This is a genomic window from Verrucomicrobium spinosum DSM 4136 = JCM 18804, from assembly GCF_000172155.1.
Taxonomy (GTDB): domain Bacteria; phylum Verrucomicrobiota; class Verrucomicrobiia; order Verrucomicrobiales; family Verrucomicrobiaceae; genus Verrucomicrobium; species Verrucomicrobium spinosum.
Map to the genome: position 1 here is coordinate 6,476,001 of NZ_ABIZ01000001.1, position 26,010 is coordinate 6,502,010.

The following is a 26,010-nucleotide window of genomic DNA, read 5'->3' on the forward strand; positions in this document are numbered from 1 at the left end:
ATGAGAGATTGGCAGGACATTTTGAAGGGCTCCAATGAGGAGATCATCCGCTGGGCGGCGGGGAGTGATTGGGCAGATGCCATGCGAGCGTGCCAGCAGGATGCGATCTGGCATGCGGAGGGGGATGTGTGGACTCACACTCTCATGGTGTGTGCGGAGGTGGAGAAGCTGGAGGGGTACGAGGAACTTGGTCGCGAGGACCAGCTCAAGCTGCTGTTCACCGCGCTGTTGCATGACTCCGGCAAGCCGGCCACCACCGCACTGGATCCGGAGACCGGGAGGTTGCGGTCATTGAGGCACTCCATTGTCGGAGCGAGTCTGGCGCGGGGCGTTTTGGCGGAGCTGGGATGCCCGCTGGAGCTGCGTGAACAGATCGTGCGGCTGGTGCGTTATCACGGTCGGCCGCCGTATCTCCTGGAGAAGGCGCACCCCGAGCAGGAAGTGATCCGTTTGTCATGTCTGGTGAAGAACCGGCTGCTCCATCTCTTTGCCCTGGCAGACACCCGGGGTCGCGATGCGGGGGAGACCATGCGGACCGAGGAGATGCTGAACCTCTGGCGCGACGTCGCGGTGGAGCACGGGTGCTATGACGGACCTTATCCTTTTGCGAATGCGCAGGCGCGGTTCCTGTATTTCCGGGAGGCAGTGGGCGATCTGCACCATGTGCCGCATGAGGATTACAAATGCCGTGTGATCATGATGAGCGGACTGCCCGGCGTAGGCAAGGACACCTGGCTGGCACGGAGCCGGCCGGAGCTGCCGGTGGTGTCCCTGGACGCGGTGCGGGAGGATCTGGATGTGGATGCCACCGACAATCAGGGACGCGTCATTCAGGAGGCGAGAGAGCGTTGCCGCCAGCATCTGCGCGCCGGGGAGGACTTTGCGTTTAACGCGACCAATCTGACCGTGAGTTTGAGGAAACGCTGGGTGGATCTGTTTGCCGGGTATGGTGCGTGGATTGAAATCGTGTATCTGGAGGATGAGCTGCGGGCTGTGCTGAAGCGGAATGCCGGGAGGAAGGATCCGGTGCCCGCGAGGGTGATTGAGAAACTGGCGGGCAAGGTGGAGGTGCCGGATGTGGCGGAGGGGCATCAAGTGAGGTTCGTGGTGCTTGGTTGAGGGAGAGCTGATCGGAGTGATGGAGTGGAATGGACGTCATGGGACGTCTGGGGCGTGATTCCGCTTAAAAGCCAATGCCATCAGGGAAAAGGATAGTCTTGCTGTTTTGGGTTGGTGAGCCTCGGAGTGGCGATGGTGCATTCGCTATACCGGTGGCAGGAATGCCACTTCAGAAGGGCCGAAGGTCCGGCTTCATGCCAGCCTTGGGCAACGCCCAAGGAATAGATGACAAACCAACCATTGAGGGCTGAAGGCCCGGCCTCATCAAGCCTGCCCACGACGAGCATCCCTGAATGACGCCGGGCCTACATCCCTCTATCTCCTAAAGGCCTGACGAACCTTGGGCGTTGCCCAAGGTTGGCATGAGACCGGGCCTTCGGCCCTCCGCTCGTTCCCAAATGGGAGACAATGAGCCTCGCCACTTTTTCCCTGATGGTATTGGTCCCGCATGCGGGACGGCACTCCAACCCTGCTGCGGAGCTGGGGCGGTGAATTTGATTGGGCCATTCGGGGAGGAGCCGGATGGGCTCGCGTGAGGTAGCGCAGATTGGCAATCGGCATCAGTTGCCGGAGGGCCAGAAGAGTGGGGATTGATGATGAGATGCCCAAGGCTACGAACGGCTTCGATCAGCTTCGCGATAGATTATTTCACCTCTTTGGGCAACTTGGATGCGCAAAGCGTTCCCGGCAAGATGCCGGGAACAGCACGCAAGATGCGTGCGCACCCCGGCTGCTGGTTTGGGGGTCATGGGCGCTGGTGGGCTGATAGGGTTATAGGATATCACAAGGGACGCGAAAGCGGCGGTTCCCGCACGCACTCCACAGCGACTTCGTCGCCAGGTGTTGGGAGCTCGGAGTATAAAGCTCGCGCTACTGACCAGCGATGTCGGAGGAGGGCAACATCGCGTGCCCTCCCCGGCTTTCCCGGATTCCCGCTCTACTGAACTACTGTTTTACCGAGCCACCGAACTACCTTCTCAGCGCGAGCATGCCGCTGCTGTTCTGTCGCCCGAAGGAAAACACGGCTTCTTCGAGCTGGGCCTGCAGTTCCTTGAGCACGTCTTTGTCGGTCACTTTCTGCTCGGCTTTGTCCTGGATGTAGATGGCATCCAGAGCGACGCCTTTTTCGGTATTGATGCGGGCATGGCAGATGTTCAGGCCGAGCTGGCCGATAGCCATGAAGATGTCATAGAGGAGACCGATGCGGTCCAGGGCCTGGATCTCGATGACGTTGTAGTCGGTGGTGAGATCGTTGTTGATGTACACGCGCTGGGGCACCTCAGCGGCAACGTCTTCCAGCCCTTTCAACGAGCGGCGGTTTTCCTGGATGGCCTGACTGAAGTCGAACTCGCCAGTTTCAAAGGAGGTCTTCACGCTGGACTCCACGCGGGCCTTGGTGCGCTCGTTGGTGACCGGGGAGAAGTCGGTGCGGCAGACGCGGAAGACGTCCAACACGACGTCATCACTGCGCTGGTAGAGATCCGCACTCAGAATGTTGATGTTCTGAGCGGCGAGGGCGCCGGCGATGCGGGCGAGGAGGAGGTGACGGTCCCAACAGCAAACGATGAGCTCGCTGCAGCCCTGCTCGGGGTGCTCCACCCAAGTGAGGGCGGGGAGGAGGTCCTCCTGCGAGGTCCCTTTGGCCACGTTGCGGAAGAAGCCGCGGAAGGCCTCGATGTGGAAGGCGATGATGTCTGGGCTGCGGAAGTTGAAATAACTCCGCGGCATGTGCTGAAAGTGCGCGGCGATCTCGCGCTCGTAGTAGGAGTCCAGCTTCTTGCGCACCTCCCCCTGGAGCTCCTCCAGCGGGGCGGTGATGCTGCTGATGAAGTCGGACGGATCGTTCAGATAGCGAACCGTGTTGTGGTACAGGTGGAGGATGAGGCTCTCCTTCCAGGAGTTCCAGCTCTTGTCGCTGGTTCCCCGGGAGTCGGCCAGGGTCATGACGAGCAGGGCGTCCAGGTTCTGCTTGTTTCGCATGATCCCGGCGAACTCGGAGACCACCTTGGGGTCGTCCAGGTTCTTCGTGGTGGCGGTGCGGTAGAGCGTGAGGTGGTGGTCCACCAGGAACATGAGGAGCTGGCGGCGGGAGCCCTTGATCTGGAGGCGGCGGCACACGCGGTTGGCCAGCTCGGCGCTGGCGTCCGTGTGGGTGTTCGTATTGAGCGCACGGCCGGAGTCATGCAGGAGCAGGGCCATGTACATGATGTAGGGCTCCTGCATCTCGCGGAAGAGGCGCTTGTAAAGCTCCATGCCCTTCTGCGGGGTGGCATCGGCCAGTTCGTCCATCTTGTCGATGGTGCGCAGGGTGTGCTCATCCGCCGTGTAGCGGTGGAAGAACTCATGCTGCACCAGGCAGGTGAGCGCGCCGAACTCCGGCATGTACCGGCCGAGGAAGCCCACGCGGTGCATCTGGCGGAGCACGCGGGACACATCCCCACGCTGGCTGAGGATGGCCTCAAAGCTCTCCCGCACCGCCTTGTTGTAGCGGAAGGTGATGTTGATGAGCGCCCAGCTCTGCTGGACCAGATGAAACAACTCCGGACTCAGGCGCAGATGGCGCTGCTGGGTGTGCACGAAGAGGCGCATGAGCCGCGGCGGATCCTCCACGAAGATCTTTGGGTGCTCTGCGTAGAGGCGGTCATTCTTGGCCACAAAGCCGTCGAACTTCTCCACCTTGGGCACGGTCTTGCGCAGCAGGCGGGCCACCAGGCTGGGCTTCCCATTCTCCACAGCCTGCAGGTGGTAGCGGTCCATCAGCTCACTGCAGCGGTGCAGCATGTTGCTGCTGTGCATGTAGTAGTCCCGCATGAAGACCTCAATGCGGTTGAGGATCTTTTTCTGGCGATAGCCCAGGTTCGTGGCCACAACACCCTGGAGGCGGAGCGTGAGCACATCGCTCTCGCGCTTCTCGATGTAGTGCATCTCCGTGCGCACGCGGAGGATGAAGTCGTAGGCGCGCTCCATGTCCTTGAGCGAGGTGGCGGGGAATTCCGCCTTCTTCACGATCTCCTTGAGGTCAATCGTGCGGTACTTGGCGTAGGACATCCAGAGGGCGTTGTGGTAGTCGCGCAGACCGCCGCAGCCGTTTTTTACATTCGGCTCCTGCACGGAGGCGGTGTCCTCGTGCTTCGCGTGGCGCTCGGCCAGGTCCTTCTGGCGCATCTGGAGGAACTCGATGTCGCGCCCGTCCATGCACTCCTTGTCGAAGCGCTGCTCCAGCTCGGCAAAAGGCTCCGGATCTCCGGAGACGAGCCGCGCCTCGATGAGGGCGGTCTTCACCTGGTTGTCGCTGTTGGCCTGCTTGATGGTCTCCCCCACGCTGCGGGTGGAGGAGTCCCCCACCTTGAAGCCGGAGTCCCAGAGCATGGTGAGGAAGGAGGAAACAAGCTGGGCCAGTCCGGCGGGGCTCTGGCTGCTGTTGCCCGAGAGGAGGAAGAGCACGTCCACGTCACTGCCCGGGTTCATCTGGCGGCGGCCGTAGCCCCCGGTGGCCACGAGGCTTATCTTCGTCTTCGCCAGCATGCCAGCATCTGCCCCCAGCAGCATTTCATGCCAGAGATGCTTCAGCACGGCATCGATGAGATCCGAGCGCATGCGGCAGATCTCCATGCCGCTGCCGCCAGCCCGGTGCAGCATGCGCAGCCGCGCCTCCTCCACCTTGCGGAACCTCTTGAAGGCCCGGAGCACCTCCGTGTTGGACCTGGACTTGCCGGTCGTGTTGGCGAGGGCTTCCCGGGCGCGGGTGGAGAGCTTCTTGATGAGCTGGGGCATGTGGGACGGCTGAAGGAAAATTTACGCTGGGAAAGTCTGAGGGGTAAGGGGGTCAGAAGGCGAGCACAGACTTCACCGGGCCGAAGCGGGTGATCTTTTCCCGCCCGCTGAGGAAGGCCAGCTCAATGAAAAACACTGAGCCCAGCAGGGTGGCCCCCATGGCCTGCACCAGTTCCAGCGCCGCGCCCGCGGTGCCGCCGGTGGCCAGCAGATCATCTGCCAACACCACCCGCTCGCCGGGCAGGAGGGCGTCCTCATGCATCTCCAGCGAGGCGGTGCCGTACTCCAGGGCGTAGTCCACCCCACGGGTCTTCCAGGGGAGCTTGCCCCGCTTCCGGGCGGGAATGAAGCCGCAGCCCAGGCGGGCGGCCAGCATGGCACCGAAGATGAAACCGCGGGCATCGATACCCACCACCTTGTCCACTGTACCCCATTCTGCCGAGGCCTCCACCATGGCGTCCACGGCCAGTTTCAGGAGGTCGGCGTCCGCCAGCACGGGTGTGATGTCCTTAAAAAGCACCCCGGCCTGGGGGAAGTCCGGCACATCGCGAATGGCAGTCTGGAGGCGGAGGAGGGAGTCTTCGTTCATGACGGGTCAGGAGGGGCGGGCCAAAGTGCATGCGCGAGGGCCAAGGGCAAGCACGTAGAATAGGGAGAGCAGACAGCGGGCCTTTCACCAGCCCGTAAGAGCCACTTCCTCTGCGGAAAGCCCGTCCCGCGCTCGACATCCCCCGCTGTTTGGTCCACATTTCCAATCCCATGGAACTCACCCGCCTGCTCCTGATCCTCTCCACTGTCGCCTTCGTGGTGGGCGTGGTGCATGCGATCGCCGCCCTGCGGGCCGGACGCTGGCAGGAGAACAAGTGGCAGTTTCTCCCCATGGCGGTAGGCTTCGCATTCCAGTGCGCCTTCCTCTACCTGCGTGGGGAGATGCATGCCCGTTGCCCGCTCACGAGCCAGTTTGAGGTCTTCATCTTCATTGGTTGGTGCATTGTTCTGCTCTATTTCCTGGTGGGGGCCACCTACCGGCTCTCCCTGTTGGGCCTATTCACCGCACCCTTGATCGCCATTCTTCAGACACTGGCGCTCCTCATGCCGGACAACCCCGGGGCCGTGAAGCACGTAAAAATGTCTGTATGGGAGCATCTGCACGCCCCGCTGGCGATGATCGCCTACGCCGCCTTCGCCCTGGCGTGCATCACCGGCGTGATGTTCCTCCTGCAGGATCATCTGCTGAAGAAGCACCGCATCCACGCCCTCTTCCGCCAGCTCCCGCCCATTCATCACCTCTCCCGGGCCATCATGCGCATGGTCGCGCTGGGCGTGCTGCTGCTGGCGGTGGCCATGATCTCCACATTCAAGATCCACCTGGCCATCAGTGCGGTGAAAATGACCGTCTCCTGGAGCATCCTGGGTCTCTACACGGTGATCCTGCTGCTGATGTGGCGCCATACGCTCTCCGCCCGCCACACGGCCTGGCTCTCCGTGCTGGGCTTCATGGTCCCCTTTCTTTCCCTCTGGGTCGTGATCGGCCGATAGCCCGCCCCTTTCCTTCCGTTCTTTTACGCCCCGCCTCCCCCACTGTCTCCCTTCCCCCCCAACGCCTCCGCTTCTCATTCCCCACCCTCCATGCTTCTCTGTCTTGGCCTGAACCATCGCACGACTCCCATCGAGTTGCGTGAGCGGCTGGCGTTTGCCGAAAGCAAGCAGCCCGAGGCAGCGCAGCAGATCAAGAATCTGCCGGGCTTTGAGGAGAGCACGGTCATCTCCACGTGCAACCGGGTGGAGATCTTCACCTCATGCGATCACAACAGCCCTGAGCAGGGGCTGGCGGTCCTGCACGACTACCTGGTGAACCATTTCCAGCTCACCCCCGCCCAGCGGGAGGCACTCACCACGTACAAACTGAGCCACGCCGATGCCGCGCGCCATCTCTTCCGCGTGGTGAGCGGGCTGGACTCCATGGTGCTGGGGGAGACGGAGATCTTTGGCCAGGTGAAAGCCGCCTACAATGTGGCGCTCAAGGCCGGGGCCACAGGCCGCACGCTCAACAAGCTCTTCCAGCGTGCCTTCAGTGTGGGCAAGCAGGTGCGCAATGGCACGAACATCCAGCGCGGCTCCACCTCTGTGGGCAGCGTCGCAGTGGACCTGGCGGAGAAGATCTTTGACCTGAGCCAGTGCCGCGTGCTCTTGATCGGTGCTGGCGAAATGAGCCGCACCTGCGCCCAGAGCCTGCTCTCCCGTGGGGCGAAGAGCATCTTCATCTCCAACCGGTCCTACGACCGCGCGGTGGAGCTGGCCCAGGAGATGGGCGGCCAGGCCCTGCGGTTCGATGAATGGGAGGGCGCCCTCCACGATGCCGACATCATCATTAGCAGCACCAGTGCCCCCCACTTTGTGGTGAAGCCGGAGCTCATCGAGCCTGTGATGCGCAAGCGCCATGGCCACTCCCTGCTCATCATCGACATCGCCGTACCACGCGATGTGGACCCGCACGTGAACGAGATCCCTGAGGTGTACCTCTACGACGTGGATGCACTCCAGGCCATCGCCGATGAAGGCCGCCGCGAGCGGGAACGCGCCCTCGCCTTGTGCGAGGAAATCATCGAAGAGCAGTTGCGCAAGTTCGGCTATCAAGAAGATTCCGCCTCCGGGACCACCCTCCAGCGCGAGGAGGATGGCAATCCCGTCCTACCGCTTACGCCCCGCAATTCCTAACCGTAACCCGTTTTCCCCTTCGCCCGCCTTGATCTCCCAATTCACCGACACTCTCCGACTGGGCACCCGCGGCAGTGAACTTGCCCTCCGCCAGGCGGAGATGGTAGAGGCCGCTCTGCACGCCGCCCACCCCTACCTGCGGGTCGAGCGCAAGGTCATCGCCACCACGGGTGACAAGCGCCCGGACCTGCGCTTCTCCGAGTTCACCGAAGGCGACCGGCTGGACAAGGGCATCTTCACGAAGGAGCTCGAGATTGCCCTCGCCAGTGGCGAGATCGACATCGCCGTGCACAGCCTCAAGGACGTGCCCACGGTGCTGGACGAGAAATTCTTCATCGCCGGCGTGCTGCCGCGCGCCCCCATCGAGGACGTGCTCATCTCCCGGGAAGGCTACACCCTGGCCACCCTGCCTGCCGGGGCCAAGGTGGGCACCAGCAGTGTGCGCCGCATCCGCCAGCTCCAGTGGTTGAACCCGGGCGTGGAGTGCGTAGAAATCCGTGGGAATGTGCCCACGCGCATCCGCAAGCTCTTTGCCCCCTCTGATCTGGATGCCATCCTGCTGGCCCGTGCCGGGCTGGAGCGCCTGTCCCTGCTGGATGGCGAGCATGTGGTGGTGGATGGCCAGCCGCTGCATGCGGTGATCCTGGACTGTGAGGAGTTCCTCCCCGCCGCAGGCCAGGGGGCCATCGGCATCGAAGCCCGCGTGGATGACGCGCACACCCTGGAGTTCCTGAAGGCGATCAACCATGAAGAGACCTACGCCCGCGTCACCGCAGAGCGGGAGTTCCTCCACATCCTCAAGGCTGGCTGCCAGACACCCATCGGCGCTCACACCTTCCTCGAGAACGGCGTGCTACAGATGAAGGTGCGCGTTTTTGACGAGACCGACCCGGGTCGCCCGCCCAAGGAGGTGACCTCCACGGAGCCCTACCACTCGCCCAAGGGGCTGGCAGCAGAAGTAGCCGCCCTGGTCACCGCGCTCTAGTCTGCCCCGTCCGTTTGTTTGTTCTTTCGTTATTTCCTGCCATCTCCCTCATTCCTCTCTCATGCCAGCCGCCTCCAAGTCCTCCTCCACCGGCATCTGTTACCTCGTGGGTGCCGGCCCAGGTGATCCGGGCCTGCTCACGATCCGTGGGAAGGAATGCATCGAGATGGCAGACGTGGTGGTGTATGACTACCTGAGCAACGTGGAATTCCTCCGCTACGCCCGGCCGGACGCGGAGAAGATCTATGTGGGGAAGAAGGCCAAGGATCACACGCTCTCCCAGGAAGGGATCAACAAGCTCATCGTGGAGAAGGCCCGTGCGGGCAAGATCGTCACCCGTCTGAAGGGCGGTGATCCTGTGCTCTTTGGCCGCGGGGCGGAAGAGGCAGGCGAGCTGGTGGATGCGGGCATCGCGTTCGAGATCGTGCCCGGCATCACCTCCGCCATTGCTGGTCCGGCCTATGCGGGCATCCCGGTCACACATCGTTCCCATTGCTCCCAGCTCACCATCTTCACCGGCCATGAGGACCCCACCAAGCCGGAGAGCTCGCTGGACTACGCGAAGATCGCACAGGCCGACGGCACGAAGGTCATGCTCATGGGCGTAGAGCGGATCGAGGAGATCACGAAGAAGCTCATCGAGAACGGTGCCAAGCCGAACACCCCCATCGCGCTCACCCGCTGGGCCACCACCGGCCGCCAGCGCACCATTGAGGGCACGCTTGAGACCATCGCAGGCATCGTGCGGGAGACCGGATTCAAGGCACCCGCCGTTTGCGTGATCGGCACCGTGGTGCTGGAGCGTGACAAGCTGAACTGGTTTGAGAAGCGGCCGCTCTTTGGGAGGCGCATCGTGGTCACCCGCACCCGCCAGCAGGCCGGTGGCCTGACCAAACAACTCAGCCTGCTGGGTGCAAGCGTGCTGGAGATCCCCACCATCAAGATCGAGCCGCCGCAGGACCTGAAGGCCTTTGGCCAGCTGGTGATGGACTCCCACACGTATGAGTGGATCATCTTCACCAGTCCCAACGGAGTGGACCGGTTCTTTGAAATGTTCTACAAGCTCTACGATGACGCCCGCAGCATCGGCGCGGCCAAGATCGCAGCCATCGGACCCGGTACCGCCGAGCGCGTGAAGGCCTACCACCTGGCGGTGGACCTCATGCCCGAGAAGTTCGTGGCCGAGGGGCTGATCAAGGCCTTCAAGGACCAGAGCGTGGAGAACCAGACCGTGCTCTGGGTGAAGGCGGAAAGCACCCGCGAAATCTTGGGCAACGAGCTGGTGGGCATGGGTGCCATCCTGGATGAGGCCATCGCCTACCGCACGGTGCCGGAGGACGCCGATCATGAGTCCATCACCCAGTTCAAGGAAGAGGGTGCGGATGTCATCACCTTCACCAGCAGCTCCACCGTGGAGCATTTCCTTGAACTCAAGGTGCCGCTGCCAGAGGGCATCAAGGTGGCCAGCATCGGCCCCATTACCTCCGACACCCTGCGCAAAAACGGCATGCGGATCGACATCGAGGCCAAGGAGCACAGCATCCCCGGCCTGGTGAAGGCGATTGAAAAGTATTTTGGCTCACTGTGAGGAGCTGGGAGTTCATTGTTAAATGTTGATTGTCCTGTGTCGCTTGCTCCGGAGTACACTGCCCTGCAGCCCCGCCGTCTGACGACGGCGCTGGCCGGGCATGCTCTGGGCACGGAGGTGCAGGTTCATGAAACTCTGGCGTCCACGAGCGATCATGTGCGGGATCTCGGCAGCGCCGGATACCCCCACGGGCTGGTCGTGCTGGCCGAGGAACAAACCGTCGGCCGAGGCCGCCGGGAGAACCGATGGAGCTCCCCGCCTGGGCAGGATCTACTGCTCTCCGTGCTGCTGCGTCCTGAGGTAAAGATGGACCTCTGGCCCCGCACCACCACCTTCGCCGCGCTGGCCATCTGCCGGGCGATCGAGTCGTTCCACGCCAGCCTTCAGCCGGCGATCAAGTGGCCGAATGATGTGTATCTCAACGACCGCAAGGTCGCCGGCATCCTGGCGGAGACTTTCACCGGCGGTGGCAGTGCCTACATGGTGCTGGGCATCGGCCTGAACGTGAACACCACGACGTATCCACCCGAGCTCAGCCAGCAGGCCACCTCCGTTCGACTGGCCTTGGGCAGCAGCACGCCCCTGGACCGGAACACGATCGCCATCTCCCTGCTCAAGCACCTGGACCACCTGCTTTCCCGCTATGACGAGCACTATCCGCAGGTGGTAGATGAAGTCCGGCAACGCAGCTGGCTACTGGGAAAGAAGCTGACCGCCATGGTGGACGGCGCAGAAGTCCGCGGCGTCGCCGCCACCTTGAACTCAGAGGGGCATCTGGTGGTGCAGCGCGAGGACGGGAGCGTGATGACGCTCACGAGTGCGGAGCAAGTGAGGCCCGTAGGGCTGGGGAGTTGAGATGTGCCGCAAGCGGCACGTTGAGACGCGTTGCTGGTTGAGATGCTGCGCTGGTTGAGGCGCTTCGCTGGAGTGGATGGAAGTCTGGGGCGCAGCGTAGCGCAGATTGGAAGAGTTGGCAAAGCACGAACAGGGCGGTGCATGACCCATCTTCCCAGTGCAGGTCCGCACCAGGGTTGGAGTACCGCTTTTAAGCGGAATCAGGATTCGCATGGCCCTTGATATCGCTTCCGATGGAGCGGCTGGCGACAACTTGGAGGCCCCCGGGAAGGGTTCACACCATGGGACGCGTGTGACGTGATTCCGCTTAAAAGCCAATGCCATCAGGGAAAACGCATCGTCTTGCTGTTTTGCCTTGGCGCGCCTCGGAGCCGCGATGGTGCAACCGCCACGACTCTAACTGGTGAGCCCCATTCAGAAGGGCCGAAGGTCCGGGTTCATACCAGCCTGGGGCAACGCCCCAGGGATAGATGGCCAAACTACCCTTGAGGGCTGTAGGCCCGGTGTCATCAAGTCTGCCTATGACGAGCATCCCTGAATGACGTCGGGCCTACAGCCCTCTATCTCCTAAAGGCCTGACGAACCTTGGGCGTTGCCCAAGGCTGGCATGAGACCGGGCCTTCGGCCCTCCGCTCGTTCCCAAATGGGAGACAATGAGCCTCGCCACTTTTTCCCTGATGGTATTGGTCCCGCATGCGGGACGGTACTCCAACCCCGCTGCGTGGCAGAAATGGTCGTTGGGATGCATCCTCCAAGGAGAAGCATTTGGGCGCATGCGCGTGCTCACCTCCACCGCGCCTCAGTCCACCCCTTGCCTCTTACCATTCACCACTTGCCGAAACTACGCTCCCACGGGCTCTGGCCCATTCTCCCGACGCTTCCGGACCCGTTCAGCTCCCCTCGCCTTCCTCGTCTCATTGAACCACGCGGCCAGGAGGCACACGCTGAGCAGCCCGACGAACACCAGCGCCACGCTGGGCAAGGACAAGGTTTGGCCGATCTTGCGGTCCCAGGTCATGCCACCGCCGGCCGGGAAGGCGTGCAGGAGGATGATGTGCAACATGTACATGAGGAGTGACTCGCGCCCTGCCAGTTGGAGCCACTTGGGGGCCGCCAGGCGGGACACGGCTTTCACGAGCAGGATCAGTCCCAGCAGCCAGCCGAGGCGCTCCACGAAGAACAAGGGATCGGTATTGGTGAACGGCCCTGAAGCAAGCTCATAGCCGCCCCAGGCCATGGCCACGGCAAGCACGGGCCAGAACCAACCATCGAGCCTCCAACGGCTGGCCAGACTGCCCGCAGCACAGAATCCCAGCCAGGGGAAGAGCGGGAACAAAGAGCCCTCGGCGCGGTTCAGCCAGCCATCCACCATCGGCCAGCCCGTGTGCCACCCCGTCGCCATCGGGGCCGCCAGGACGAAGAATCCCAAAAGGCCCACGGACACCGCATCAAACCACCGGGGCCGGAGCTGCCCAGCCAGCAGCAGAATGCCCAGGCTTACCCCCAGGCAGGAGAGGACATCGATCTGGAAAAAGTGCTTCCAGCTCGCCAGGCCAAAGTCCCCCACCCCCCAAAAATGCCAGGGAATGTGCAAAAGAAAGCTCAGCGCGACCACGAAACCCAGGCGTCGCCAGCGGGCAGCCGTGGCCACGGGACGGCCCAGCTCGTGGCTGCGACGAACGGACCTCCCCTGGATATAGCCAGCGATCCAGAGAAAGGCGGGAGCGACCAGACCATTGAAAAAGCTCAGTTGCGAGCGCCACCCGGCAGTGTCGTAGCCAGAGCTCAGGAAGACGTTGACCACGTGGGTCTCGATCATGCCCACCACCGCCAGGCCACGCAAAAGGTCGATCCAGGCAAGGCGATTGGCGGCAGAACGGTCGGACATGAGGGATGGCGGCCCCCTTTATCGCCTCGGATCAGGGGTCAGACAACGGATTTCAGGGGTAGATGGACGAGGAAGGGCGGCCAGGGCGTAGTGGGAGAATTGGGATCCAGGGGCTTCGGAGCTCAGTGCGTCAGTGGGCAGTACGTCAGTGCGTCAGGAAGTAGTGGCTTGAGGGCACGGGGTGAGCTGGGATTGGGAGCTGTTGGAAGCTGTTCGTAGTTCAAACTTTAGTTTGCCTCAGTCGAGCGTCTGTAGGACTGGCAGAGCCTCTCGGGCATGGGTACGTGAGGGAGAACCTCAACCCCTCCAGCGACGGTTGCCGATTGCCAATCGGCGGCACAGCAGATTGCCAATCTGCGCTACGCTGTCACCTGCACGCATGCCTACTCACCAAGCTTGTCCTCACCTTGCGCAGCCAAACCACCGTCTCCGCTTCGCAGCAGGGTTGGAGTACCGCTTTTAAGCGGAATCAGGATGCAAGTAACCCTTGATATTGCCCGCAGTGAGTCATTCCAGACCAGTTGGCGGTTGCCAGGAAGTCCTGGGCAGGATTCACGCCATGGGACGTGTGAGGAGTGATTCCGCTTAAAAGCGGTACTCCAACCCCGGTGCGGACCTCTTCTGGGAGTAAGGACTCCTCACCGCCCTGCTGAAGTCCTTTCAACGCTTCGTGCCTTTGTGCCTTCGTGTGAGAAAAATGCATACTCCACTCCGGCAATCTGTGCCTCGGCGCTGAACACCTCTACTCCGGCCAGGATGACGATGCTTTCGAGGGACCACGTGATACGGGATGTCTATGCCCCCTGAACATAATCGCAGGTCATGAACTTGGTGAAGCCCCAGCACCTGAGGGCAAGGAGAGCGGGTACAACAGCCGTGCAGATTTATGTTTCAAACTGAAATCCCACACCAGAGTGAGCAGACTGGTCACAGCAAACGCGGCCACAACAGAAACCGAGAGGACAGCGAGACTCAAGACAGTGGATGAGGTGTGCGGCCTGGGAAGAGTTGGAGGGCGAACTTCACTTCGAGCCAGAAGAAGCCGAGGAAGGTCCGCATGCCGAACTCCATGGTGTCGCCTGCGGCTTCCCCGCGGGACCAGAAGGATTTGGGCCTGCCGTTGCCGTTGGCGGTGGTCGCGGCGGGCTGGCGGTTTTCGCTGCCGGTTTCTACAGGTGGATGATCCCCAGGGTGAATCGGTCAGTGACGGCGGATCTTTTTTATCCGATGAACCGTCGTTTGGATAGAGAGAAGTTGGTGGGTGAGATGAAGCGGCGCGATGAGGAAGCGCGGACTGACCGCTTAAAAGCGGAACTCCAACCCTGCTGGCGGCAGCGAGAGGGTAGATGAATAGGTTGCGGCTCGGAGTCCATTGATGCCGGTTGCCAATCGGCGGCACGGCAGATTGCCAATCTGCGCTACGCCATCGCCACGTCCCTGACCTCAAGTCTGATGTCTGGTGTCTTCTAGTCTTGTGTCTCCCGCGAAGCGGGTCTCACTGCGGCACATGGATCCTGTCCCCGGGTTGGGCCTGGATGGCGGCTTCGGCACCATCGGCACGGCGCAGGTCGAGCTCGCGGGTCTGGCCGCCGCGGGTGAACTTCACCTTCTTCATGCCGGCAAATTCGGTGGGGCCGCCGGCACTGGTGATGGCGTCGTGGATGGTCATGCCGGGGGTGAGGCCGATGCGGCCGGGAGCGCGAACCTCACCGCTGACGTAGATGACCTGGGTGGCAGCTTCGCGGTTCGGGGTGACTTGAACGGTGGGGTGCGTGAAGATCTCGGCGCGCTTGTAAGCACTCTCAATGTTCTTCTGCAGCGTAGAAGGACGCACTCCGGCGGCTTTCACCTCACCGATGTACGGGAGATTGATGGAGCCGTTGTCAGCAATGTCATAGCTGTTGGAAACAACTGTGATCTCCTCTGCGGGCACACCGGAGAGTTTGATCACGATGCTGTCTCCGGTGCGCAGGACGGACTCGGTCGTCTGCTGGGCCATGGCAGGCCCGAACATAAGGCTGCAGAGGAGGCCGATGAGGAGGGCTCGGAAAGTGGAAGTGACCATGAACGGAATTCCTTTCAGGAGTGGGGCCTTGGCTTCGTCTTAGAACACATCATCGCCACCGGCGCTTCCACGCTGGCTCCGCGTCTCGGGTGCATCCTTGGCCTTGCGTTGTTTCCTTGAAGAAGTCTGGCGTGTGCCCTTGGGGGCATCCTCGTAGTTGGGCGTGTTGTGATAGTAGCCGTAGTACGTGGTCTGGTAGCTGTAGTTGCTGTCGCTGCGAATGTCCACGCGGTTGAGCGCGACGCCGACGATGGAGCCACCGACCTGCTCAATGGCCTGCTTCACACGGCCGAGGATGTGGCGTGGGATCTTGCGGTGCTGCACGACGATGAGGGTCATGTCGGCTTCTGCCGAGAGCACGCTGGCATCGCTGACGCCGAGGATGGGCGGGGAGTCGATGAGCACGAGGTCAAAGCGGCTCTTCATGTCCGCGATGAGGTCGGTAAACTTCTGGGAGTTCAGCAGGCTGGCGCAGTCGGCGGGCATGATGCCGCTGGGCAGGAGGTAGAGATTGTCCACCTGGGTCTGCACCACCACTTCCTCCAGCGGCACGTTGCCGGTGAGGTAGTTGCTCAGGCCAAAGTTGTGCGGCACATCGAAGAAGGTGTGCTGGCGCGGGCGGCGCATGTCCGCATCGATGATCAAGGTGGTGTAGCCAGCCTGGGCGCAGACGGTGGCAAGGTTCACCATGGTGGTGCTTTTGCCTTCACCGGGGCTGCCACTCACCACACTGATGCAGTTGGCATTCATGTCCTTGCGGTTAAACTCGATGTTCGTGCGCAGGATGCGGTAGGCCTCGGCATCGGGCGTGACTCCGCTGGAGCGGTGCAGGATGCCCACGCCCTTGGGGATCACGGCCAGCACGGGCACGCCCATGATGGACTCGACCTCGTCCATGCTCTTCACACTGGTGTCGAGGTACTCAAGGAAGAACGCCAGCCCCAGGCCGCAGAGCAGGCCCACCACCCCGCCGAGGAGCAGGTGCAGTCGCACATTGGGCTTCACAGGCGCGGTTCCGGGCTCCGCGGCCTGGTACACGGTCACGGGCGTCTTGGTCATCTGCTGGTCGATCTGCTTTTGGGAAAGCGTGTCCTTCAGGCGGGTGGCATCCTGGCGGAGAATCTCCCACTCGCGCTGGGCGGCGAGGAATTCCTGGTGATCTGTCTGCGCCTGAATGGACGTGTCCTTCTGATTGTCGCGCATGCGCTCCGCCTCGGTGAGCTGCTTCTGAGCGGTCTCCACGCGGAAGGTGAGGTTCTTGCGATAGTCCTCTGCCGCATCCAGCAGCATGCCGCGAGTCTGCAGGATGGAGTCGGCTATGCCCTTCATGGTGGGGTGCTTGGGGCCGAGACCGGCATTGCCCAAGTTCTTCTGCTGGATGAGGAGATCCTGGTAGGTGGGGCCGAGTTTTTTGATGGTCTCGTTCTCCACACGCAGCTCACCTGCCTGGCGGATGAGGTCGTCCCCCTGCAGAGAGCGGAGTTGCTCGATCTGCGCAGTCATATCGCGGATCTCACGCTGGATCCTGCTGACGTCCTTGATCGTGTCCACCAGAGAGGTGCTCTCCGGGGTGGAGACATCATCCTGGTTGGCGGCGCGGCCCACGGAGCCCGGCATCTCCACGATGCCGAGACGCTTCTTGATGTCGAGCACCTTGGCGAGCGCCTGCGTGGCCTGCTCTTCCTTCGCGGCGATCTGGGCAGTGATCTGGGCCAGCGCCTTGTCCGTACGCTCATTGTCGAGCGCCAGCCGGGTCTCCTTGTAACTCTCCGCGATCGAGTTGGCGATGTCGGCAGCCAGCTTGGCGTCCTCATCGAAGTACTCCAGCGTGATGAAGTCACTCTTCATGCTGCTCTGGGGTTCCAGATTTCCCATGAGCTTGCCCGCAGCGGCGGCCTTGTTGGGGGCGTTCCAGCGGGCCACGAGGTCGAGCTTGTCCACCACGCGGTCGAGGGTTTTGCGCTTGGAGAGGATCTCGAACTGGGTCTTGAGGAAGCTGTCTGAAGACACGGCGAGGGCATCCCCCATGTGCCCGATGACGCGGGCATCGCTCTGCACCCGCTCGATGACCATCTCCACCCGGCCCACGTACTTGCGCGGCATGATGTAGGTGATGATGGCCGCCACGCTAAAGACGAGGAGGAAGGTGAGGAAGATCAATCCCAGCCGGTTGCGCACGATCTGCCAGTAGTCCTGGGCGTGGCGCTGGATCTCAAGACGGTTGGGCGTCGTGCTCATGGCAAGGGGTCATTTTGAGAAAACTCCGGCCCAGGGGTCCGGCAGTGCATCATACCTCATACCAGCCGCAGCGGCTCCACCTTTCCGCAGAGTGTGGGGGAGGCTCTGCCTGAATGAGGTGTCCATGGGCAGGAGAGGCTCAGAACACGGCGTTCAAGCCGACGCTCACCCGGTGTCGATCATACTCTCGGAAGGACGAGTCCGACGAGATCGTGGTGTAGCTGTAGTTTGCGTCCAGACTCAGGTTGTTCCAGAAGTTGTAGCTGAAGCCCAGGCTGGCATTGACCTCATCTTCGGAGGAGGATTCCACCTCCTGGTTCCCCTCGAAGTCGCTGTGCACATAGTGCAGTCCGAAGTTCCCGGTCAGGCTCTGGGTGAACTGGTAGCCAGCCACCACACCAGTACGGTAGGAGTAGCGGGAGTCATAGAGGGACATTTCCGAGGCGTCATAGCCCATCTGCGCATACCAGCGCAGGTTGCTGCGCCGGGTGAGAGCGTAGTTGAGGGCACCTTCCACATAGGGGGCGCTCTCGTCTGAGCGGTCACTCTGGTAGATCTCCACCCCGGCGCGGAGGCTGCCGGAGGAGCGTTCGCTCCAGGCTTTGTCCACCCCCACCAGGATGTAGTGGCTCATGTAGTCCGGGCTGGGCACCTCCCCGTCCAGATCGGTGGCGGGATCATTGGCGAAGCGGGTGTAGCGGAAGCGGTACTCGGCCGTCAGCTTCGTGGTGCGGCTCAGAGCATAGCTCACCTGCTGGCTGATGAGGTGGCTGAGGCGGTCCTCAAAGTCGGCCACCGTTTCATCGTCCGTGTAAATGACGCCGTCGATGGTGTAGCCGGTGGTGGTGGCCACGCGCTCACTCCAGGCATAGGCCACAGACGTGTTGTTGTACCCGTAGAGGTACTGGCCCGCCCGGCGGCCCGTCGTCACGCCGATGCCGTAGTTCGGCTCCGTCTCATAAGTGACGTAGAGGTTGTTGCTCACCTGGAGGCGGCGGCTCACCTGGTGCGCGACGTTGAACGCGACGCGCGCGGTGTAGTCATAGTCCTCTCCTCGAACCGTGTCATCAAGGTAATAAATCGTGCCCAGGTCCACGCCCACGTTCCACTTGGTCGGCGCGGTGTTGTTGGCATAGGTGAGCCCCACCCCAGCCTGGACAAAGGCGGACTCTTCATTCTCCAGCCCCATCGAGTCGTACTCGGTCCTGTCATAGCCCACACTCGCCCCCGCATTGAAGGTCAGCGGTATTTCGTCGAGATAATCTGTGGATCGCCCGATACCCAGCAGGCCCTGCCCCTGCAGGGCGGGTGCCAGTGACAGCAGAGCTGTCAGGGGGAACAGGGCGAGTGTGACCTTCATAGAAAGCTGAGGGTGCGGGCTCAAGATGCCTGATGCGTAATGTGCGGAGCTAAATAATCGGAGACTGAAAAAAACGGGAGCAAGCGGGGGTCTGATGCCCACGGGAGAGAATTTTACTTCTGTTTCGCCTTGGACGGGGACAGAGGATTACCCCGGGGCGGCGGGGTGCGTTTTGGATTGTCCTGCGTGATCACCACCCCACCCGCCGCTGGCTGAATGAGGTAGATGCCGCGGATGTCCGCAGGCGCCGTCTTGTAGTCAGCATCCAGCTGCACCTCAGGCTGCACCGCGATCACCTGCTTCACTTCCTTTCCACCGGCCCGCTGGGCCACCATCGCGTTCGCACACTCCGCGATCAGGGAAGAACGGTTGGGGGCCACATTCGTCGCAGTGAGCATGATCTGCTTCACCAACTCCTCTGTGGCGTGGGAGGCAAGGATGGCGGCCTTTACAATTTCACACGCGCAAGCCTCGTTCTTGACCATCGCATCCTCAACAATAAGGAGAACCTTCGCAGGTTCGACTTCCACTTCTGATCGCACTTTATCAGCAACGAGATCGCATTCCGTCAGGTCGCCAGCCATAATCACGGGGGAAAACGCCGCAGCGAGAGCCGTGGTGAAGAGCAGGTGAAGCTTCATAACTTGCTGATTCTGAGCGTTTTAGACGGTTTGAAAGTGGAGCGGGCAACGGGAATCGAACCCGTCTTGCTAGCTTGGAAGGCTAGCGCATTACCACTATGCTATGCCCGCAGTATTGATAACCAACAACCTAATCACAATAATTTCAAGATAATTTTTAGAAAACTTTGAAATTATTAAAAAACTAGAAGTCGTTATAATCCGTCTCAGCAAGGTTCTTCATCCAGTAAATGATACTGGCAGGCTTATAAAAACATCAGGTTCGCAGATTTGCAAGGCGCGATTGTGGCAAGGCCCAAATTTTAGGTTTTTTTCGTTCTCATCCCGTTATTCGCAGCCTGGAGACTTCTGGATGAATGTTTTCCTTTTCGAGCCGGAGTCGGTCTGATAATTTTTTTTCAACAGCATTCCCTCTGACCATGACTTCGCGAACCATCGTCAACATCTGCGTCGGCACCTTGTTCGTTCTGGCAGTTCTCTATGTGATGGGAAAATGGAATTCCCCTGACTGGCAGGAGAATCCCATGTACCCACTGATCTCCATCATCATGTTGGCGATTGTAGGCGGGGTCTTCTTCGTCACGGTGGTCTTGCCCAAATTCGGCGACGCGATCGGCACGGTGATGTACTCCTCCGGCGAGGAAGTGGAGCAGGATGAAAGCATGAAGGCCGTGGCCCTGGTGGCCAAGGGCGACTACCACGGGGCGATCAAGGAATACGAGAAGATGATCGCAAACAAGCCGGAGGATCCGTTCCCGGTATCTGAGATCGCCAAGATCTACTCGGAAAAGCTCCACGCCCCCGATCAAGCCCTGGTCATCATTCAGGAGAACCTGGAAAACCGGGAGTGGACGGAGGAGAACGCCGCATTCCTCATGTTCCGCCTCTCTGACATCCACATGGCCACCCGGAACTACGATGCCGCGAAGGACATCCTGGAGCAAGTAGCCGGCAACTTCCCCGGCACCCGCCACAGCGGCAACGCCCGGCACAAGATCAACGAGCTGGAGCAGCTCCAATATAAGGAGATCGCAGCGCAGCGGGCGAAACTTTCGAGTCAGGGGTAGATGGGAGTGGTGGGGGCGGCTAGGCGTGCTGGGTGCTTGGGAGTGGCGAGACCATCGCGAACGCGTTTCGCGATCCCCAGCAGAGCGGTGGAGATCCTGCCTGGTGAGTCGAGGTCCGCGCCGGGGTTGGAGTACCGCTTTCAAGCGGAATCAGGATTCGCGTGACCCTTGAGGAGTCCCGCCCTGGAACATGCTCGCCCGGCCGACGACGGCGTAGCGCAGACTGGCAATCTGCTGTGCCGTCGATTGGCAATCGGCACGGTTGACCGGAGCCATCAGACCTCCTCAAACCAAAGCACCACGGTTCGATGTCCCCCAGAAATCGCAGCGGGGCATCCCTACCCCGCCCCCAGCATCGCAGGCTGAAGCCTGTCCTCCCTACAGCTTCAGCCCCCAACACCTCCCCCACTGACGCACTGCCTACAGACGCACTGGCTTCTCCACAGCCGCATCCAGGATCTGCCCCACCTGTTCATTTCTGAACTGCTGCGTGTACAGCGCATGGTAGTGCCCCCGGGCGGCCATGAGCTCGTCATGCGTGCCGCTTTCCAGGATCCTTCCTTTCTCGATCACCAGGATGCGGTCCGCCCCACGAATCGTAGAGAGCCGGTGGGCGATCACGAAGCTGATGCGACCTTGAAAGATCGCCTTCAGACCCTTTTGGATGAGCTGCTCCGTCTCCGTATCGATGGATGAGGTGGCCTCGTCCATGATAAAGATACGCGGATCGGCCAGCAGCGCCCTCGCGAAGGACACAAGCTGCTTCTGTCCGGTGGAGAGACGGTTCCCGCCCTCCCCCACATCGGTGTCATAGCCCTTCTCCAGCGCCCGAATGAAGCTGTCCGCATTCACACTGCGGGCGGCCGCCTCCACCTCGGCATCAGTCGCATCCAGCCTGCCATACCGGATGTTCTCCCGCACGCTCCCGCTGAACAGGTGCGGCCCCTGGAGCACGATGCCCAGGTTGGAGTGATACCACTCCAGGCTGCGGTCGCGGAGGTCCCGCCCGTTCACCAGGATACGTCCGCCAGTTGGCTCATAGAATCGCGCGGCGAGGTTCACGATGGTGCTCTTGCCCCCGCCGCTGGCCCCCACCAGGGCAATGGTCTGCCCGGCTTCCACCTTGAGGTTGAAGTCCTTCAGCACCGGCTCCCCCGTCTGGTAGGAGAAGTCCACATGGTCAAAGGCCACGCTGCGGATTTCCCGCTCGTAGCCATCCGGGGCCAGATCCGGAGCCCGGTCAGGACGATCCCACAAATGCAACCGCGCCCGCACCTCCTCATGGTCGAGGATCCCCGGCACCGTGGCCAGCAGGCTCAGCACCCTCTCGCCCGCGGCCTGGGCCCCCTGCATCTGCACCAGCGTCTGCGCGATCTGGTTGATGGGGTTGAAGAACTGCCCGGCGTAGAAGATGAAGGCCACCAGCGTGCCCAGGCTCAGGGTGCCGCTCATCACATCCGCGCCACCACGCCACAGGGCGATGCCGGCCGCGACGCTGCCCAGAGTGAGCACGATGGGAATGTACACCGCCGACTGCAGGGCGTTCTGGATGGAAACGCCATACATGTGGGTGGATAACACCTCGAACTCCCGCTGGTTCTCGTTCTCCCGCACCAGGGACTTCGTGGTGCGCAGCCCCTGCAGCTCCTCCGCGTAGGAGGCAGTGATCATGGAGTTGTACTTCCGCGTCTCGCGGGAGCTGAGCAGCAGCTTCTTCTGAAACACGGCACTCACCCACACCAGCGGCGGCACCACGGAGAGCACCAGCAGGCCCAGCAGCGGCTGCAGCACCACCATCACCACGGCGATCATGAAAACCAGGCACACCGCCCATAGCACATCCAGCGTGCCCCACGCGATGATGCGGGCCAGCTTGTCGCAGTCGGAAGTCAACCGCGAGATCAACCAGCCGGTGGGCCGGTGGTCGAAGTAGGCAAATTCCAGCTCCTGCAGTTTTTTGAAGCAGTCCTGCCGGATGTCGTGGCTCATGTTGTTGGAGAGCCCGCCCGCCGCATTGATGAACATCCAGACGCCTACGGAGAGTGCCAGGGCGGCCACGAAGTACACCGTGGCGTAGGGCCACAGGTTCACCTGCTGCTGCTGGGCCACGGCATCCACCGTCCAGCGGGTGATGAGCGCGAAGCTGGCGTCGCAGAGGGCAATGCCCACGGCGGCAATGGCTAGAGGAGTCAACAGTTTCTTATAGGGCAGCGCATGTCGGAACACGCGCCCCCAGAGCTTGAGATCAAGCTTTTCACTGAAGACATCTTCTTGAGGTTCGTTTTTCATCGGCTGGCAGGGACAGAGGTTAAAGCCGGGGTGGCAGCAGCTTGGGCCGCGGCCAGGTCAGCAGGGGCGGCAGCGGCAGTCGAGGCCGCCGCGAACTGCTCGTCATTGAGGATCTCTTGCTGGGCGGCGTTCTGAATGGTCCAGAGGCGACGGTAGAGGCCCTCTTGTTTCAGAAGGTCCTCCGGCTGCCCCTCCTGGATGATCCGGCCCTTGTCGAGCACGATCACCCGGTCGGCATGGGCCAGAGTGGAGAGCCGGTGGGCGATGACCAGCGTGGTGCGCTGCCCATGGCGGCTGCGCAGGGCCTGCAGGATGTTGGTCTCCGTCTCCGCATCCACTGCGCTCAGGGCATCATCCAGCAGCAGCACGGGCGTCTCCCGCAGCAGGGCACGGGCCAGGGCCACACGTTGACGCTGCCCACCCGAGAGGGTGACGCCACGCTCACCCACCAGGGTGCCGTAGTCGGCGGTGAAGGTGTTGATCGTGTCATGGATGTCTGCGAGTCGCGCCGCCTCCTGGATCTCCTCCTTGGCCGCGCCTTCGCGTCCCAGGCGGATGTTTTCCCCAATCGTCTTGGAGAAGAGGAAGGGTTCCTGCATCACCACGCTGAATTGGGAGCGCACCCACTGGCGGTCCAGAGTGGTGAGTTCCTGACCGTCCAGGCGGATCGAGCCGGAGCGGTAGTCATAGAGCCGCAGCAGCAGGTGCATGATGGTTGATTTCCCTGAACCCGAAGGCCCCAGGATCGCCAGCGTTTCACCCGGTCGCACGGTGAAGCTGATGCCATTGAGCGCCGCGCTCTTGCCGTCGTGGTCGAACACCAGATCCCGCGCCTCGATGCCACCCTGAAAAGGATCAGGATGCCCACCGGCAGGGTCCGGCTTGCTTTCCTCCGCCTCGCTCAAGATCTCGCCCATGCGGTTCAGCGCCACCGTGGCCTTGCCCAGGTCCGTGAGCGTGCGGCCCATCTGACGCACCGGCCAGAGGAGCATGTTCAGGAACATGATGAAGGCGAACAGCGTGCCGACCGTGAGCGTGCCCTGGGAGATGAACCAGGCCCCGGCAATGAGGACGATCCCCTGCTGAATCAGCACAATGAGATCGGAGGTGGACCAGTACCACGCCATAAGGCGCAGCAGGCGCAGACTCCGATCCCGGTAGAGCTGGTTCGGGGTGGCAAACTTGTTGATCTCGAAGCTCTGCCTCCCAAAGGCCCGCACCACACGCAGGCCGGTCAGGTTCTCCTGCACCACGCGTGTCACCTGTCCTTCCGCCTCATCCACCTCGCGGAACAGGTGTTTCACCCGTCCCACATAGATGTAGCCAAAGAGCACAATCGGCACCACCAGGACAAAGGAGATCGCCGTCATCCGGCCATCGAGCAACAGCATCACCGGCACCGCCGTCAGCAACATCAGGATGGCATTGCTGATGTCCACCACCTGGGTGGAGAGCGCCATCCGCAGCGTCTCCACATCAGACGTGCAACGCTGGATCAGGTCACCCGTCTCGGCATGGTCATGGTACCGCGTCGGCAGCCGTTGCAGATGATCGTAGAGCCGGTCCTTGAGCCGCCGGGCAATGCCGTCGGAGGCCTGGGCCGCAAACCGACCCTTCAGGTAGCTGAAGACACCCGCGAGCACCGTCAGCCCCACCATGACCAGGGCTGGCAGCCAGAGATGCTGGCGCACCAGATCCGCCCCACCCATCCAGGAGATCAGCACCGTGGAAAGCACCGCTTCCGGTGCCTCTTTGGCCGGAGTTGCTCCAGGCAAGACACCCGACTTCAGGGCAAAGTCGATCGTCGCACTGCCCACCAGGGGGATGAGGTAGTTGATCACGGTGAAGACCAGCAGCGCCACAATGGCCAGCGCATATTGACCCCGGAACCCCTGCATCAGGGTCCAGAGCAGCGCCGCCGGAGCCTGCTTGGGCTTTGTCTTGGTCTTGGACTTCAAGTCCGAGTCCGGTTTGCTATATGAGTCCGGATCGGCGACCGGCTGCCCCCCTGTATCAGAGGCGGCCGGATCGGAGGGCGATGAATCACTGGATGAATTTCCCATGGGAGTGGAGGGCTATGAGAGGGTTGCAATGCGTGGGCAGGAACTGACGAACGAACTCGGGCGACTGGGACGAAGACGGGAACAGACCGAAAAACAGACAGAGAGGCGAAGAGGCGGATTCTGATGGCGATGCCGAAAGGAGCTTTCGGAAGAGGAACACTGACGAAGGGGCACTGACCGATTTTGCGGCAGCGGGGGCGTTCCTTCCTAGACGAGATGCCTGCACTTTCGATCTGGTCCGGTCTGCCACCCGCTCTCTGGCTTTGGTGGAGGAACTGGCTGGACGGATCTCGAAAAGGGAATCAAGTCAATCAGCGATCAGGCAGCTCTCCACCCCTGGATTGTTCCAGGAGACGCCGAAGTACGGGAAGAGCATCGCGTTCATAACGACGCTAGATTGTCACGGGGAATTGAGACTGGCAAGAAGTTTTTGAGACCGACTCGGTGGACGGGGCGCAAACAGTGAATTTTACTTAATCTTCACAGCCAGTAATTGCGATAAATCCACTCGTCATTCCGCTTTTTTCCGTCATCAACAAATTGAACTAATTGCAAGATTTTGTTGCGTTAAACCAACAAAACAGCATCAATCAAAATGGCCTTCGAAAAAGAGAAATATGCCGCATACCACCAAGACGTGATTGAACTCATCAAGCAGAGTCACGATTGGGAGAATTCAGAAGGTTTTATTGCAGATGGCGTAATCAATTCAGATACCTACTCTCAGCAGAAACTACGGGTGCTCTGCGTATTGGCCGAGTCTTACGGCTATGACAAAAATGGCGTCACGGACATCCAAAGTCAGTGTGCAGAAAACGACCTTCTTGGCCTTGGCAGTCCTGCTGTGAAATCTGTAAGAAGACTCACCTCTCTACTTTGGGCCCTGCTTTCTTCGCTCGAACACGGCCAGGAGATTGAGGAAACTGCCCTACACGGTCTGTACCGTTGCAACCCAAACAACCTGGATCGCCTTCAACAAACCCTGGCCCGACTGGCTTGGATAAACGTTAAGAAAGCTTCCAGGGCCGACGGCACAAGAATGGATGCCTTGGAAGTTTTCCGACATGCGACCGAACGCAATGGCAGTATATTGGCGAAGCAGATTGACGCGACATCACCCCATCTGATAATCATTTGCGGCGAACAGCCTTTCCGAGCCCTGCACTCGCTAAATCTACTTGGAGAAAATGTCCATCTAGGGAAAAAACTACAGCTCCAAGGAGGTGAAAACGGCCCTCTGGTCGTTGAACTCTCGCATCCCGCAGCGCGCACATGGAACTCCTACAAGAAACTCCACACAATTCTTAGCACGTTATTCCAATCGATACAAACATCCAAATCCTCGCTGTCATGAGGTTCA

17 protein-coding genes and 1 tRNA gene are annotated in these 26,010 nt (G+C 61.2%); 8 read left to right on the forward strand and 10 right to left on the reverse strand.

The window, feature by feature from the left end:
- Positions 1-1,119: an AAA family ATPase gene (locus VSP_RS26410; RefSeq protein WP_009964489.1), complete on the forward strand. Its 1,119-nt coding sequence runs from the start codon at positions 1-3 to the stop codon at positions 1,117-1,119.
- Positions 1,120-2,088: 969 nt separating this feature from the next.
- Here VSP_RS26410 and glnD read toward each other — a convergent pair.
- Both glnD and VSP_RS26425 read right to left on the reverse strand, forming a co-directional pair.
- Positions 2,089-4,893: a [protein-PII] uridylyltransferase gene (gene glnD, locus VSP_RS26420; RefSeq protein WP_009964492.1), complete on the reverse strand. Its 2,805-nt coding sequence runs from the start codon at positions 4,891-4,893 to the stop codon at positions 2,089-2,091.
- A gap of 52 nt (positions 4,894-4,945) precedes the next feature.
- Positions 4,946-5,482 (reverse strand): adenine phosphoribosyltransferase, encoded by a 537-nt coding sequence (locus VSP_RS26425; protein WP_009964494.1) that lies wholly within the window; start codon positions 5,480-5,482, stop codon positions 4,946-4,948.
- A gap of 170 nt (positions 5,483-5,652) precedes the next feature.
- On the opposite strand from VSP_RS26425, the gene ccsA reads away from it, so the two are divergent.
- The 5 genes from ccsA to VSP_RS37540 all read left to right on the forward strand — a co-directional run bounded on the left by ccsA (position 5,653) and on the right by VSP_RS37540 (position 11,039).
- Positions 5,653-6,432, forward strand: a complete 780-nt coding sequence (gene ccsA, locus VSP_RS26430; protein WP_009964496.1) for a cytochrome c biogenesis protein CcsA — start codon at positions 5,653-5,655, stop codon at positions 6,430-6,432.
- A 90-nt stretch (positions 6,433-6,522) separates the two neighbouring features.
- Positions 6,523-7,611 (forward strand): glutamyl-tRNA reductase, encoded by a 1,089-nt coding sequence (gene hemA, locus VSP_RS26435; protein WP_009964498.1) that lies wholly within the window; start codon positions 6,523-6,525, stop codon positions 7,609-7,611.
- Positions 7,612-7,639: 28 nt separating this feature from the next.
- Positions 7,640-8,596 (forward strand): hydroxymethylbilane synthase, encoded by a 957-nt coding sequence (gene hemC, locus VSP_RS37535; protein WP_009964501.1) that lies wholly within the window; start codon positions 7,640-7,642, stop codon positions 8,594-8,596.
- A 61-nt stretch (positions 8,597-8,657) separates the two neighbouring features.
- On the forward strand, positions 8,658-10,184 hold the full coding sequence (gene cobA / locus VSP_RS26445) for a uroporphyrinogen-III C-methyltransferase (protein ID WP_009964503.1): 1,527 nt from the start codon (positions 8,658-8,660) through the stop codon (positions 10,182-10,184).
- Positions 10,185-10,220: 36 nt separating this feature from the next.
- Entirely contained in the window at positions 10,221-11,039 is an 819-nt protein-coding gene (locus tag VSP_RS37540; RefSeq protein ID WP_009964505.1) for a biotin--[acetyl-CoA-carboxylase] ligase, read from the forward strand.
- Between the two features lie 841 nt (positions 11,040-11,880).
- On the opposite strand, the gene VSP_RS26455 is transcribed toward VSP_RS37540, so the two are convergent.
- The 6 genes from VSP_RS26455 to VSP_RS26485 form a co-directional block, all read right to left on the reverse strand.
- Positions 11,881-12,927 (reverse strand): heparan-alpha-glucosaminide N-acetyltransferase domain-containing protein, encoded by a 1,047-nt coding sequence (locus VSP_RS26455; RefSeq protein WP_009964507.1) that lies wholly within the window; start codon positions 12,925-12,927, stop codon positions 11,881-11,883.
- Positions 12,928-14,422: 1,495 nt separating this feature from the next.
- On the reverse strand, positions 14,423-14,992 hold the full coding sequence (locus VSP_RS26465; protein ID WP_009964512.1) for a polysaccharide biosynthesis/export family protein: 570 nt from the start codon (positions 14,990-14,992) through the stop codon (positions 14,423-14,425).
- A 39-nt stretch (positions 14,993-15,031) separates the two neighbouring features.
- On the reverse strand, positions 15,032-17,230 hold the full coding sequence (locus tag VSP_RS26470; protein ID WP_009964513.1) for a GumC family protein: 2,199 nt from the start codon (positions 17,228-17,230) through the stop codon (positions 15,032-15,034).
- 139 nt (positions 17,231-17,369) lie between these two features.
- Positions 17,370-18,590, reverse strand: coding sequence for an outer membrane beta-barrel protein (locus VSP_RS26475; RefSeq protein WP_009964515.1), 1,221 nt, complete (start codon positions 18,588-18,590; stop codon positions 17,370-17,372).
- Between the two features lie 113 nt (positions 18,591-18,703).
- Positions 18,704-19,231 carry a hypothetical protein gene (locus VSP_RS26480; RefSeq protein ID WP_009964518.1) on the reverse strand — a complete coding sequence of 176 codons (528 nt, stop codon included), beginning with the start codon at positions 19,229-19,231 and terminating at the stop codon, positions 18,704-18,706.
- Positions 19,232-19,268: 37 nt separating this feature from the next.
- Positions 19,269-19,342 (reverse strand) — tRNA-Gly (locus VSP_RS26485).
- A 308-nt stretch (positions 19,343-19,650) separates the two neighbouring features.
- Here VSP_RS26485 and VSP_RS26490 point away from each other — a divergent pair.
- Positions 19,651-20,298 carry a tetratricopeptide repeat protein gene (locus VSP_RS26490; RefSeq protein ID WP_009964521.1) on the forward strand — a complete coding sequence of 216 codons (648 nt, stop codon included), beginning with the start codon at positions 19,651-19,653 and terminating at the stop codon, positions 20,296-20,298.
- A gap of 420 nt (positions 20,299-20,718) precedes the next feature.
- Here VSP_RS26490 and VSP_RS26495 read toward each other — a convergent pair whose 3' ends face one another.
- Together VSP_RS26495 and VSP_RS26500 are read right to left on the reverse strand one after the other, a co-directional pair.
- Positions 20,719-22,587: an ABC transporter ATP-binding protein gene (locus VSP_RS26495; protein WP_009964522.1), complete on the reverse strand. Its 1,869-nt coding sequence runs from the start codon at positions 22,585-22,587 to the stop codon at positions 20,719-20,721.
- Positions 22,584-24,650 (reverse strand): ABC transporter ATP-binding protein, encoded by a 2,067-nt coding sequence (locus tag VSP_RS26500; protein ID WP_009964524.1) that lies wholly within the window; start codon positions 24,648-24,650, stop codon positions 22,584-22,586. The genes VSP_RS26495 and VSP_RS26500 overlap by 4 nt, the downstream gene beginning before the upstream one ends.
- 595 nt (positions 24,651-25,245) lie before the next feature.
- Between VSP_RS26500 and VSP_RS26505 the strand changes: the two genes are divergently transcribed.
- Positions 25,246-26,004, forward strand: coding sequence for a hypothetical protein (locus tag VSP_RS26505; RefSeq protein WP_009964527.1), 759 nt, complete (start codon positions 25,246-25,248; stop codon positions 26,002-26,004).
- Positions 26,005-26,010: the final 6 nt, after the last annotated feature.